The following is a 13,431-nucleotide window of genomic DNA, read 5'->3' on the forward strand; positions in this document are numbered from 1 at the left end:
TGCTGGTCTTTTTTATTTCCCACAGAATCAAATGTTACTTTCTTGTAACAATCAATTTTCTATCTATTTGAAATCATTAAACTATTTTAGCTTATTAAATGGTAAATCGCATATTCACGTGATTATCCACTAATAGCTTGACCTTTTTTACAATAAGCTATAGCTTGTGAAGTTGATGAAAATAAAACACTCAAAAAATGTTAAATATTTCACAGCTTTTATTGAATAAATATACATAAAACCATAAAGATGACGCATATTCAGTCATCACTATCAACGTAAGCAGTGTTGATATATCTGTCGGGATGACGGATAAGCAAAGGGAGAATTGCAATGGCTCTTTATGATCCAAGTCTTGAGAAAGACAACTGTGGATTTGGCTTGATCGCGCATATGGAAGGCGAACAAAGCCACAAGCTGGTTCGTACAGCAATTTCTGCACTTGACCGAATGACCCACCGTGGTGGTATTGCCGCCGATGGTAAAACCGGTGATGGTTGTGGTCTTCTATTACAAAAGCCCGATTCCTATTTACGTCTTATTGCCGAAGAAAATGGTTTCAACCTTGGCAAGCAATACGCCGTAGGGATGATTTTCTTCAACCAAGATCCGGTCAAAGCTCAACTCGCTAAAGACATCGTCAACAGAGAACTTGCGCAAGAGACGCTAACAGTGGCCGGTTGGCGTGAAGTTCCAACCAATTCAGAAGTGCTCGGTCCAATTGCGGCTAACTCGCTTCCAAACATTCAGCAAGTCTTTATCTCTGCACCGGCTGGTTGGCGAGAGCGTGACATTGAACGCCGTCTCTACATCGCACGCCGTCGCATCGAGAAACAAATCACCGAAGATCCTGATTTCTACATCTGTAGCTTGTCGACTCAAGTTTTGGTGTACAAAGGCCTGTGCATGCCTGCGGACTTGCCTCGCTTCTACCTTGATCTTGCTGATCTACGCATGGAATCCGCTATCTGTCTGTTCCACCAGCGTTTTTCTACCAATACTCAACCGCGTTGGCCATTGGCTCAGCCGTTCCGCTATCTTGCTCATAACGGTGAGATCAACACCATTGAAGGTAACCGCCAATGGGCGCGCGCGCGCGCTTACAAGTTCTCGTCACCACTGCTGCCCGATCTTCAAACTGCAGCACCATTTGTAAACGAGACAGGTTCAGACTCCTCTAGCTTGGATAATATGCTGGATCTCTTCTTAGCTGGTGGCATGGATATCTTCCGCGCCATGCGTATGCTTGTGCCGCCTGCATGGCAAAACCATCCAGATATGGATCCGGATCTGCGGGCGTTTTACGATTTCAACTCCAAGCACATGGAACCATGGGATGGCCCAGCAGGTATCGTACTGTCCGATGGTCGTTATGCTGCTTGTAATCTAGACCGAAATGGTCTGCGTCCTGCACGTTATGTAATTACCAAAGACAAGTTGATCACTCTGGCATCTGAGGTAGGGATTTGGAATTACGCCCCAGATGAAGTTGCCGAAAAAGGGCGTGTAGGTCCGGGTGAATTGCTCGTCATCGACACTCGTAAAGGTAAGCTTTGGCAGTCTAGCGAGATCGATAATGATCTGAAATCTCGTCACCCTTATCGCGAATGGATGGAAAACAACGTTCGCAAACTCACACCATTTTCTCAGCTACCTGAGGATCAAGTAGGCGAGCGCAGCTTTGATGAAGACTTACTTAAGACTTATCAAAAGCAATTCGCGATGACGAACGAAGAAGTCGACCAAGTTCTGCGTGTACTCGGAGAAATGGGCCAAGAAGCCGTTGGTTCTATGGGTGACGATACTCCAATGGCAGTGCTCTCCTCAAAAGAGCGCTTGGTAACTGACTACTTCCGCCAGAAGTTCGCTCAGGTCACCAATCCACCGATCGATCCACTGCGTGAAAAACACGTGATGTCACTGGCGACCAGTATCGGTAAGGAAATGAATGTCTTCTGTGAAACCGATGGCCACGCGCATCGCGTAACATTTGATTCGCCTGTACTGCTTTATTCAGACATGCAGCAACTGCTCGAGCTTGGTGACGATCACTACCGTAATACCATTCTAGATATCAACTACGACCCACAAGAGAAAGATCTTAAACAAGCCATTAATGATCTCTGTGAGCAAGCAGAGCAAGTCGTACGTGAAGGCACGGTTTTAGTGGTACTTTCAGATCGCGCTTTGGTCAAAGGCAAGTTACCAATTCCAGCGGCAATGGCAGTCGGCGCCGTTCAAACTCGTTTGATTGATGCGAACTTACGTTGCGATGCCAACATTGTAGTCGAAACCGCAACTGCACGTGACCCACACCAATTTGCTGTCTTGCTTGGCTTTGGTGCGACTGCAGTTTACCCATACCTTGCTTATGAAGCGTTAGGTAAACTGATTGATGATAAGGCACTAGAGAAAGACTATCGCGATGTGATGCAGAACTACCAATACGGCATCAACAAGGGCCTGTATAAAATCATGTCAAAGATGGGGATCTCAACCATCGCCTCTTACCGCTGCTCACAACTGTTTGAAGCAGTTGGCTTGAACCAAGATGTGGTCGATCTGTGTTTTAAAGGCGTCACAACTCGTATTGAAGGCGCAAATTTTGACGACTTCCAGCAAGATCTTACAAACTTATCTCGCAAAGCATGGGCGAAACGTAAATCGATTGATCATGGAGGCTTGTTAAAGTATGTCCATGGAGGTGAGTATCATGCTTACAACCCGGATGTTGTCGGCACGCTGCAACAGGCCGTTAAATCTGGCGAAAGTAACGACTATCAGAGCTTTGCTAAGCAGGTAAACCAACGCCCTGTTGCTATGTTGCGTGACTTAATGTCGCTGAAAAAATCAGACTCACCGCTGCCACTTGAGCAAATAGAACCGAAAACCGAACTGTTCAAACGCTTCGACTCTGCGGCCATGTCCATTGGCGCACTTAGCCCTGAAGCGCATGAAGCACTCGCGACTGCGATGAACCGTCTTGGTGGCTATTCAAACTCCGGTGAAGGTGGTGAAGATCCTCGCCGTTTCGGCACTGAACGTAACTCGCGCATCAAGCAAATTGCTTCTGGCCGATTTGGTGTCACGCCTCATTACCTTACTAATGCGGATGTACTACAAATCAAGGTAGCGCAAGGAGCTAAACCAGGTGAAGGTGGTCAGCTACCGGGACACAAAGTCACCGCAGAAATCGCCAAGCTACGTTACTCCGTGCAAGGGGTGACGTTAATCTCCCCTCCTCCACATCACGATATTTATTCAATTGAAGATTTGGCCCAGCTGATCTTCGACCTTAAACAAGTCAACCCGAATGCGCTGGTTTCGGTGAAACTCGTCTCCGAGCCAGGTGTCGGCACCATCGCAACGGGCGTAGCCAAGGCTTACGCTGATCTCATTACCATCTCGGGTTACGACGGCGGTACGGCAGCAAGCCCACTGACTTCGGTAAAATACGCAGGTAGTCCATGGGAATTAGGTCTAGCAGAGACACAACAAGCACTGGTTGCTAATGGTCTGCGTCATAAGATCCGCCTACAGGTAGATGGTGGTCTAAAGACTGGTTTAGACGTAGTTAAAGCCGCAATTTTAGGTGCAGAAAGCTTCGGTTTTGGTACTGCACCAATGGTCGCTATGGGTTGTAAGTTCCTACGAATTTGTCACCTCAACAACTGTGCAACAGGGGTTGCGACTCAAGACGAGACACTGCGTAAAGAATACTTCAAAGGTCTACCAGAAATGGTGATGAATTACTTCACCGGACTGGCAGAAGAAGTGCGCGAGCTGCTTTCTGAGCTAGGCGTTGAAAAACTGACGGACTTGATTGGTCGTACCGATTTACTTGAAGCAGTAGAAGGCTTTACCGCGAAGCAAACCAAATTGGATCTATCCAACATTCTAGAAGCTCCCGTCTCGCCTGAAGGTCATCCGCTGTTTTGGACAGAGCCAAACAAACCGTTTGATAAAGCTGAGCTCAATCAAAAGATCATTGATGATGCCATGCATGCGGTAGAAAACAGCCAATCAGCAAGTTTCTTCTACAATGTCATCAACACTGATCGTTCTGTGGGTGCTCGCTTATCTGGCGAAATAGCGAAGCGCTATGGCAACCAAGGATTGGCGGCTTCCCCTATCAAAATCTATCTTGACGGCACTGCCGGCCAGTCGTTTGGCGTTTGGAATGCGGGTGGCGTAGAGCTTTACCTCACGGGCGATGCGAACGACTACGTGGGCAAAGGCATGGCGGGTGGTAAAGTGGTTATCAAACCTCACCTTGGTACCGCATTTAAATGCAATGAAGCAACTATCATTGGTAACACCTGCCTGTACGGCGCGACTGGCGGCAAGCTGTTTGCGGCGGGTAAAGCAGGTGAACGTTTCGGCGTACGAAACTCAGGTACGATAGCCGTCATTGAAGGTGCTGGCGATAACGCTTGTGAGTACATGACCGGCGGTATTGTTGCTATTCTTGGTGCGACAGGTGTGAACTTTGGCGCAGGTATGACCGGGGGCTTTGCCTATGTTCTGGATGAAAACCAAAGCTTTGAAGGTCGAGTCAATACTGAGTCAGTAGAAGCCATCTCATTGTCCGATCTTTACATCCACCAAGAACATTTGCGTGGCCTAATTGCGGAACACCTTGAAGAAACAGGGTCGAGTCATGCTGAAAATATTTTGGCGAACTTTGATGAATGGATTCCAAAGTTCTATTTGGTGAAACCACAAGCGGCAGATCTTCGCACGCTACTTGGTCACCAGAGCCGCAGTGCCGCAGAGCTGCGCGTTCAAGCACAGTAATCATGGAGGATGTTTGAATCATGAGCCAGAACGTTTATCAATTTATCGATGTTCAACGTGTCGATCCGGCTAAAAAGCCGATCAAAGTTCGTAAGATCGAGTTCGTTGAAATCTACGAGCCGTTTACTAAGCAACAAGCCACTGCACAAGCGGATCGCTGCTTAGATTGTGGCAACCCATATTGTGAATGGAAATGCCCAGTCCACAACTACATCCCTCAATGGTTAAAACTTGCCAATGAAGGTCGTATTCTTGAAGCGGTTGAACTATCGCATCAAACCAATAGCCTACCGGAAGTATGTGGGCGCGTTTGTCCTCAAGACCGCCTATGTGAAGGTTCATGCACGCTTAATGATGACTTTGGTGCCGTCACCATCGGTAACATAGAAAAGTACATTACCGACAAAGCGTTTGAAATGGGCTGGAAGCCAGATATGTCCAAGGTGGAGTGGACCGATAAAAAGGTCGCAATCATTGGAGCAGGCCCAGCTGGCTTGGCTGCCGCGGATATCCTAGTGCGCAATGGCGTTAAGCCAGTCGTGTTTGACCGCTACCCTGAAATTGGAGGCCTTCTGACCTTCGGCATTCCTTCATTCAAGCTTGAAAAAGGCGTGATGGAAAACCGCCGCCGTGTGTTCACTGAAATGGGCGTCGAGTTCCGCATGAACATGGAAGTCGGTAAAGATGTGCAAATGCAAGAGCTGCTTGATGAATACGATGCTGTTTTCTTGGGCGTTGGCACTTATAAATACATGCGTGCAGGTCTAGATAATGAAGATGCGCCGGGTGTGTATGACGCGCTGCCATTTTTAATTTCGAATACCTACAAAGTCATGGAGCTTGAGAACAACCAACCTTTTATCGACATGGCAGGAAAGAAAGTGGTCGTGCTTGGTGGTGGCGATACTGCAATGGACTGTGTACGAACCTCTATTCGCCAAGGAGCCTCCAATGTGATTTGTGCTTATCGTCGTGACGAAGCCAACATGCCAGGTTCACGTCGAGAAGTAAAAAACGCTAAAGAGGAAGGCGTGAAGTTTATGTTTAACCTGCAACCACTCGGTGTGGAGGTCGACGCCTCAGGTAACGTATCGGGCGTTAAAGTGGTAAAAACCGCTTTAGGTGAGCCCGATGATGCAGGTCGTCGCAGACCAGAACCAGTGGAAGGCAGTGAACATGTATTGCCTGCGGATGCCGTGATCATGGCATTTGGTTTCCAGCCACACAAAATGGACTGGTTAGAACCGTATGGTGTCGATTTAGACCAATGGGGACGTATCAAGGCACCTGTTGAGCAAGCGTTCATGTACCAAACCAGCAATGCGAAAATCTTCGCTGGCGGTGATGCGGTCCGTGGCTCAGACCTCGTCGTAACCGCCATTGATGAAGGGCGAAAAGCGGCAGAAGGCATTCTTGATTACCTAGAAGTCTAATCACAGCTAACCTCACAAAAAGGATCCTATTATTGGATCCTTTTTCTTTTGTATCCATATAATTAGAAGCAAAACTATAAGAGTAAATACAATGAAAAAAGCCGCTCTCCTTTCCATCACTTTACTCAGCCTTACAGCCTGCAGCCAAGGAGTCACCAGTATGCCAGATCGTTCTCAATCACCTTGTGGTGACAAACCAAATTGCGTTTCAACTCAAGACTCAAGAGACAAGTTTCAATTAGCACCTTTTTTGCTCACTGAGTCCGCAACGTTAGATGCCATTGAGCAAGCCGCGCTTCAACTTCCTGGCGCCAAAACCGCGGTAAAAGAGGGTGATTACCTTCGGATAGAATGCACATCTAAAATCATGCGCTTCGTGGATGACCTCGAATTAAAAGTAGCAGGAGACAAACTGATTGTTCGCTCAGAGTCACGTGTGGGCTATTCTGACTTTGGCGTAAACAGAAAGCGCGCCGAACAATTACGAGAAAAGCTCACTCAAGCTAAGCTCATCAAATAGAAAACTGCTCACGGGGAGTGCTATACTCTCGGCCAACTAAAATATTTACCGAAAGAGAGTGTTATGAAAGTTGGTATCATCGGTGCGATGGAACAAGAAGTGACCATCCTGAAAGAAGCAATCACAAACTGCAAAACCGTAAATAAAGCAGGTTGTACGTTTTTCTCTGGTCAAATTAATGATGTAGAAGTAGTCGTACTACAATCAGGTATCGGTAAAGTTGCAGCTGCAGTAGGCACTACCATTCTTCTTGATGAATACCAGCCAGATGTTGTGATTAACACAGGCTCTGCTGGTGGCTTCGATTCAAGCCTAAATCTAGGTGATGTTGTTATCTCAACAGAAGTTCGTCATCACGATGCAGACGTGACCGCTTTTGGTTATGAAATTGGCCAAATGGCTGGCCAGCCTGCTGCATTCAAAGCGGATGAAGAGCTAATGGATTTAGCAGAAAAGGCACTAGCGCAAATGGAAAACACTCATGCAGTTCGCGGCCTGATCTGTACTGGTGATGCATTTGTTTGCACCGCTGAACGCCAAGAGTTTATTCGTAAGCACTTCCCATCCGTTATCGCGGTAGAAATGGAAGCATCTGCTATCGCTCAAACTTGTCACCAATTCAACACGCCGTTTGTTGTTGTGCGCGCAATCTCTGATGTCGCTGATAAAGAGTCACCAATGAGCTTTGATGAGTTCCTACCGCTAGCAGCAAAAAGCTCTTCTGAAATGGTATTCAAAATGCTGGAACTCATTAAGTAAACGACTCATTCATGGAAGAAGTTTTTCAGTCATTTTATGCCAACGGTGCGCTCCTTATTATGTGGGGCGCACTGCTCTTTCACCTTCTTTTACCAATCCCCCGTTCATCGCATCCCATCACTTTATGGCGAAAGTTAGCTGAGCAGCTCGCCAACAAAGTGAACAATAATCACAGTTACTCACAGAGCCTGACCTCCGGCAGTCTTGCATTGGGCTTGATGCTATTGCCTTGCTTGCTCTTGCTGATTGCAGTGGAGCCATTCGTTTGGCAAGTGCCTTTATACGAATTAGTGCTATTGATCATTGCTTTGGACTGGCGCAACAGCGAAGCCTTAACAAAACAACTCGTCACAAGTATGTCGAGAGAAGACAAAGCCCAGTGCCGACAATTACTGAGACCATATCTTAATCGCGATACTGACAGCCTCTCGATCATCGGCATAGGTAAAGCAAGCTCAGAAACTGTGATTATGGGATACTGCCGCAACGTAATCGGTGTGTTATTTTGGTACGCACTCGCAGGTGGTATTGGTGCGTTAATGTATCGACTAACTACAGAGTTAGCTCGAGTTTGGTCTCCTAGCCGACGCCAATATTTGCCCTTTGGTAAACCTGCCGTTCAGCTGGTTGCCGCTCTGGATATTATTCCACTTCGTCTCTTTGCCATACTTTTAGCTGTAGGAAAGAACGTAAGCAATGTGCTTTCTGGTGTACAGCAACAAGCGAAGTCTTGGCCACTACCCGGGCCTGCCTGGGTGTTGTGTACCATCGGACACAAACTACAACTCTCTTTATGCGGCCCTGCTATCTATCAAGGTATACGTGCGGAACGCGCAAAAATCGGTGGACGAATCGCCCCATCAGCTATTCACCTTTCACAAATACATACGCTGCTCGTTTGGCGAGTCTTCGTTTGGATAGCTATCCAAAGTCTGCTTTTAGGAATGATTTATCAAGGATTATGATGAATAAACTATGCTTCGCATTAACGCTGTTTGTTTCGACAGCGACCTTCGCTCAAACACCAGCGCAACGCATTGTAAGTTTAGCTCCGCATGCCACTGAAATTGCCTTTGCGGCAGGGCTAGGAGACAAGCTTGTTGCTGTCAGCGAAATGAGTGATTATCCAGAGCAGGCAAAGCAGCTGGAAAGAGTCTCTAATTACCAAGGAATTAAATTAGAGCGCATTATTGCTCTTCAACCGGATTTAGTCATTGCTTGGCCGGCAGGAAACCCGGCAAAAGAGCTGGAGAAAATTAAACAGTTCGGCATTCCTATCTATTATTCCACTACAGGCTCACTGGAAGATATCGCCAATAATATCGAGCAGCTAAGCCAATACAGCGAAACCCCGCAAATAGGACAAAAGGCCGCTGAAGATTTTAGAACGCAACTGAATACACTAAAAGAGAAGTACAACACGCATGAGAAAGTTCGTTACTTTTATCAGTTGAGTGAAAAGCCTATCATCACTGTCGCCGGGAAGAACTGGCCAAGTGAAGTCTTTACTTTTTGCGGTGGTGAAAACATTTTCGCAGCATCCAGCGCGCCTTATCCTCAGGTCAGCATCGAGCAGGTCATCACTCGCCAACCAGAGGTTATTTTTACTTCTCGTCACGCAATGAGTAATGATGGTATGTGGGCAGAGTGGAGCAATGAGCTTCCCGCGCTTAGAAATAAACACATCTGGTCTCTAAACTCAGATTGGATTAACCGCCCAACCCCACGCACACTAAATGCGATCACAGAAGTGTGTGAGCACTTTAAAAGCGTTCGTCAAAAACGCTAACGATTTCGTGGCAAATACCGTACAATTTCCGCCCATTTTTTCTCACACTATATAAAGGTACTAAGTAACATGGACTCCATGCTGCTTTATATGATCGATTTGTTCGGTACCGCTGTTTTCGCTATCTCTGGCGTGTTACTGGCGGGCCGTTTAAAAATGGATCCATTCGGCGTTATCGTTCTCGGCAGTGTGACTGCTATTGGTGGCGGAACAATCCGAGACATGGCGCTAGGTGCCACTCCTGTATTTTGGATAACAGATACTACGTACTTATGGGTGATATTTGTTACGTGTCTACTAACCATGTTTGTTATTCGAAGACCCAAGCGACTCTCATGGTGGGTATTACCCGTTTGTGATGCCATCGGTCTCGCTGTATTTGTGGGAATTGGAGTAGAGAAGGCACTCGCCTACAATGCATCTGGAATGGTCGCTGTGATAATGGGGGTTATTACTGGCTGTGGAGGTGGCATTATACGAGACGTGCTGGCTCGCGAAGTTCCTATGGTATTAAGAAGTGAAGTCTACGCTACGGCATGTATTATTGGCGGCATCTTCCATACGATGGCGGTAAACATGGGTTATGACCACTCAACGGCTTTACTCGCTGGTGTAATCTCAACGCTCATTATACGTCTCGGTGCTATTCGTTGGCATCTATCCCTGCCAACTTTCGCAATTAACCGTTAAACACAAACAGCATCACTCATCATCGAGTCGACCAAGTGTCGGCTCCTCTCATTTATGCTCATTTGATTAGCCAATTCTTGGACAATTCGCTAAATTATCTCAACCATTCCTAACTTTCATTAATTATTATGTTGCTTGAAGGTATTGAGACGTTACTTGTCCTCAGTAAAGAAAAAACCATGAGCCGCACGGGCAGCCAACTCTATATTAGTCAATCTGCGGTGAGTAAGCGCATTTCGAATCTAGAGAAGAAGTTAGGAAAAAAATTGATTGAGCCAAGTGGTCGGCACATAAAGCTGACCTCCGATGGCCTTGCGCTCATCAACACGATCGAGCCAACGTTCAATGAGTTAAGAGGTCAGATCTATGATCAGCAAGAAATAGAAGATACTTCTTTGATCAAGATAGACTGCTCTGAAACCTTAGTCGCTGGATACCTTAGTGTGATCATGGCAGAACGCTTTGCCCATGACCAATACATACGAATATCGACCAATCATACACCACGCATTATTGAGAACGTCAAATCAGGTAAAGCGACACTGGGATTCTGTGCTGGTTATTTACCGCCTCATCATGGATTAATGAGCCTTCACCTCGCTGATGAACCTTTTTCAATCGTCAGTAGATACCCACTTTCGCAACTACCCAAAGCCATTTTGACCAATGACTTAACCAATCCTGCCAACACTTACCAACAGGCTATTTTGTCAAAATACGGAATTGAGCCTTTGATGGAAATGGATTCATACACTGCGGCAGCACAACTGGCTTTGGGCGGAATGGCTCCTGCTTTAATTCCTAAATCTATCCTGAAGACACTTAATATCACACCCAAATTCTGCTATGACTTTGAAGAACTAGGACAGTTAATTCGACCAATACATATCTGCTTGCGCCACAGCACATATCGCAGCGAACGAGTTAAAGCACTGACAAAATCCATTGCTGATGTTGTTGCCAAAGAAGTTTCGTTGCCATGAGCATCGACATCACAATAACTAGAGGACGAATCCATTTTTGCCCTTTACTTACCACGACCTTCGCCCCTAACTGAGCACCAAGAAAACCGCCAACAGCCATGGTTAAACCGAGCTTCCACACTGGCAACCCGGCTAAGATAAAAAAGAGTAGTGCCGCTATGTTTGACGTGAAATTGAGGATTTTTGTTCTAGCAGTGGCTTCGACCAAAGAAAAGTGACCCAGTGCAACAAAACAAACAGTAAAAATAGATCCAGTCCCAGGGCCAAAAAAGCCATCATAGAAACCGATCCCGCCACCAATGCATAGCGCAAACATCGCTTCAGATAACTTTGGTTCTCCATCGATTTTTCGCGTACTTGGCGCGAGTAAAAAATAGAGGGAAATGGCTATCAAAAGAACAGGGATCAAACTGGTGAGTACGCTAGCATCAATAAACTGCACAGCCTCGGCACCGATTGCTGCGCCTATAAAAGTGCAGAGTATCGCGAAACGCATTTCCTTTAGGCTGACAATACCGTTACGCACGAAATACCAGCTAGCAGAGAAACTGCCAAACGAACTTTGTAACTTGTTGGTTGCTAGAGCTTGAGTCGGACTCAACCCCGCAGCCAAAAGCGCAGGGAGCGTAATGAGCCCTCCCCCACCAGCCATCGCATCAATAAAGCCTGCGGCAGTCGCAACAAAAAATAGGGCCAACAAAATCTCAACCGTGATTTCCACTACACATCCTTTTTATTTAAAGAGGCATCAAAGAGGAAAAACGGTAGCACTTATTCACAAAACCACCAATGGAAAGTCAAGACACCAATCTATTCCTAATTTTCATAGAATTAATGCATAAACTTGATTCCAAACTTTTATATAAAATTTAGTTGTTAGGAAGAATTGAATCACTGTCACAAATCGATTCCTAATAATGAGATCAAACGCTTACCTTTAAATATAAAACTAGACGAATATAAAAAATCTGTTCAGCATGTAGAGTTTACATTGTCAGTGTTCGAAGTCCGATATCTGAGGAAAATACATGACTAGCAACTACCCTTTATCACGACATCAATCCTCAAAAAGTACTGGTAGTATAAGCACCTACCCACTTTATAAATCAAATAATCAACATCGAGATAAAGAAACCATTATCTTATCTATCGAGAGTTTTGATATCGTTGTCAAGAACAAAGTAAAAGACAAAGCGAAAATAGAACGTTGGAAAAACATAAAGGGAATGTTTGAAAATTCAGCAAACTATTATGCTACAGGACAGGACTTAGTTTTTATAACCAACTTATCAAACTATTTGTACGGAAATAATAGCTCTGTTATCGTCAAAAATTATTCTGGAGCTCCACATATCATACTCACAGGCTCCCCTGCTATGCACTCAAAGCTTTCTGGATTAGGAAAGTTTCTTCCCACACCAACTGTGGCAAAGTTCGCTGTTGGACCAGAAGGGGCATTACAATCCATTAGAAGTGGGGGCATAATAACAATTATCTTAATATCCACATACAGAGTGATTGACTTTTTCCTCAATGACCGTCAAACCTTAGCCAAACTATTTGGTACTTTAGCTAGTGATATAATCACTATCGGGTTATCGTCAGCTGCAGCAGCTATATTTGTAAACTTTGCCGCAGCAGTGGGTGGCAGTGTTGTAACTTTAAGCGCTGGCCCATTATTAGGGGCTATTTTGATAAGCTCGGCTGTAGGTCTTTTATTGAATAGAGAAAATGATAAACGAGGTTTAACACAGAAGTTAATAACCTCTATAGATATTTACTTAAAGCAAAGAGATATAGAAGCAAAGAAAAGAGCAAAAGAAGAATATAATGAGATTCAACGTAAGACTCAAAGTATGATCTTCTCTCAAGAAATACAGCGAGGTTTGTTACGGTGAAAAAAGAGAGTTACGACCGAACGCAAGTATTTTTTTATTTAATAGTTTTATTAGTATCCGCAATATCACTGTTAATATGTGGTTTTGATGGATTGTCAGATTTTTATATTAAAATCTATAATAATGAAAGTTATTCATCTTTTGATCAGGCTGATATTTTGATCATAGGCTCTAGTTTGATCTTATTTGAATGCTCTAGAATGTCTGTAAAAACATTAAAATCAAATAAATTCCTAACTAAAAGTGAGTTTAAAAATTCTAGTAAGGTATTTCTAATCATATCGGTAACTAGTTTTTTTCTTCTTTATCCTTCACTAATAGCGGCAGATATTTTTGCAAAAAGTAACGGATACTCTCTTGATACTGAAGAATCAACTTATAACTTAGTCTTAGAAAAAAGAATATACCGAATAGCTCCATAGTTAGTATGTTTTTAAGCTCAACACTGCTTATTTTAACTTTTGCTAATTACCTATCTGTTTAAAGAATTATGATCGGCTTAATCCCTCAGGCCTACAGGGTCAACTTTGTTGTAGCAAGTGGTAGTACTATTTCTTCATCT

At 44.8% G+C, this 13,431-nt stretch carries 11 protein-coding genes; 10 read left to right on the top strand and 1 reads right to left on the bottom strand.

The genetic code is table 11. The features are described 5' to 3' along the window. The first annotated feature begins 333 nt into the window (after positions 1-333). The 8 genes from gltB (at position 334) to FR741_RS12980 (ending at position 10,971) form a co-directional block, all read left to right on the top strand. Positions 334-4,797, top strand: coding sequence for a glutamate synthase large subunit (gene gltB / locus FR741_RS12945; protein WP_167426888.1), 4,464 nt, complete (start codon positions 334-336; stop codon positions 4,795-4,797). Between the two features lie 20 nt (positions 4,798-4,817). Beyond that, positions 4,818-6,230, top strand: a complete 1,413-nt coding sequence (locus FR741_RS12950) for an FAD-dependent oxidoreductase (protein ID WP_167426889.1) — start codon at positions 4,818-4,820, stop codon at positions 6,228-6,230. 91 nt (positions 6,231-6,321) lie between these two features. Then, a complete protein-coding gene (locus FR741_RS12955; protein ID WP_041852996.1) occupies positions 6,322-6,750 on the top strand; it encodes a DUF1499 domain-containing protein in 429 nt (142 codons plus the stop codon). Positions 6,751-6,813: 63 nt separating this feature from the next. Continuing rightward, a complete protein-coding gene (gene mtnN / locus FR741_RS12960) occupies positions 6,814-7,509 on the top strand; it encodes a 5'-methylthioadenosine/S-adenosylhomocysteine nucleosidase (protein WP_167426890.1) in 696 nt (231 codons plus the stop codon). Between the two features lie 11 nt (positions 7,510-7,520). Beyond that, positions 7,521-8,474: a cobalamin biosynthesis family protein gene (locus FR741_RS12965; RefSeq protein WP_167426891.1), complete on the top strand. Its 954-nt coding sequence runs from the start codon at positions 7,521-7,523 to the stop codon at positions 8,472-8,474. Beyond that, on the top strand, positions 8,474-9,298 hold the full coding sequence (gene btuF / locus FR741_RS12970; RefSeq protein ID WP_012842144.1) for a vitamin B12 ABC transporter substrate-binding protein BtuF: 825 nt from the start codon (positions 8,474-8,476) through the stop codon (positions 9,296-9,298). Before FR741_RS12965 ends, btuF begins: the two co-directional genes overlap by 1 nt. A gap of 69 nt (positions 9,299-9,367) precedes the next feature. Next, complete coding sequence (locus FR741_RS12975; RefSeq protein ID WP_167426892.1) at positions 9,368-9,988, top strand: TRIC cation channel family protein; 621 nt, start codon at positions 9,368-9,370, stop codon at positions 9,986-9,988. Positions 9,989-10,116: 128 nt separating this feature from the next. Next, positions 10,117-10,971 (top strand): LysR family transcriptional regulator, encoded by an 855-nt coding sequence (locus tag FR741_RS12980; RefSeq protein ID WP_104971268.1) that lies wholly within the window; start codon positions 10,117-10,119, stop codon positions 10,969-10,971. On the opposite strand, the gene FR741_RS12985 is transcribed toward FR741_RS12980, so the two are convergent. After that, positions 10,913-11,692 carry a TSUP family transporter gene (locus FR741_RS12985; protein ID WP_005396424.1) on the bottom strand — a complete coding sequence of 260 codons (780 nt, stop codon included), beginning with the start codon at positions 11,690-11,692 and terminating at the stop codon, positions 10,913-10,915. The two genes, FR741_RS12980 and FR741_RS12985, sit on opposite strands and share 59 nt — an antisense overlap. Positions 11,693-11,999: 307 nt before the next feature. On the opposite strand from FR741_RS12985, the gene FR741_RS12990 reads away from it, so the two are divergent. Together FR741_RS12990 and FR741_RS12995 are read left to right on the top strand one after the other, a co-directional pair. Beyond that, positions 12,000-12,869 carry a hypothetical protein gene (locus tag FR741_RS12990; protein WP_104974495.1) on the top strand — a complete coding sequence of 290 codons (870 nt, stop codon included), beginning with the start codon at positions 12,000-12,002 and terminating at the stop codon, positions 12,867-12,869. Next, positions 12,866-13,291, top strand: coding sequence for a hypothetical protein (locus FR741_RS12995; protein WP_145473186.1), 426 nt, complete (start codon positions 12,866-12,868; stop codon positions 13,289-13,291). The genes FR741_RS12990 and FR741_RS12995 overlap by 4 nt, the downstream gene beginning before the upstream one ends. Positions 13,292-13,431: the final 140 nt, after the last annotated feature.

Source organism: Vibrio diabolicus (genome assembly GCF_011801455.1).
GTDB lineage: Bacteria > Pseudomonadota > Gammaproteobacteria > Enterobacterales > Vibrionaceae > Vibrio > Vibrio diabolicus.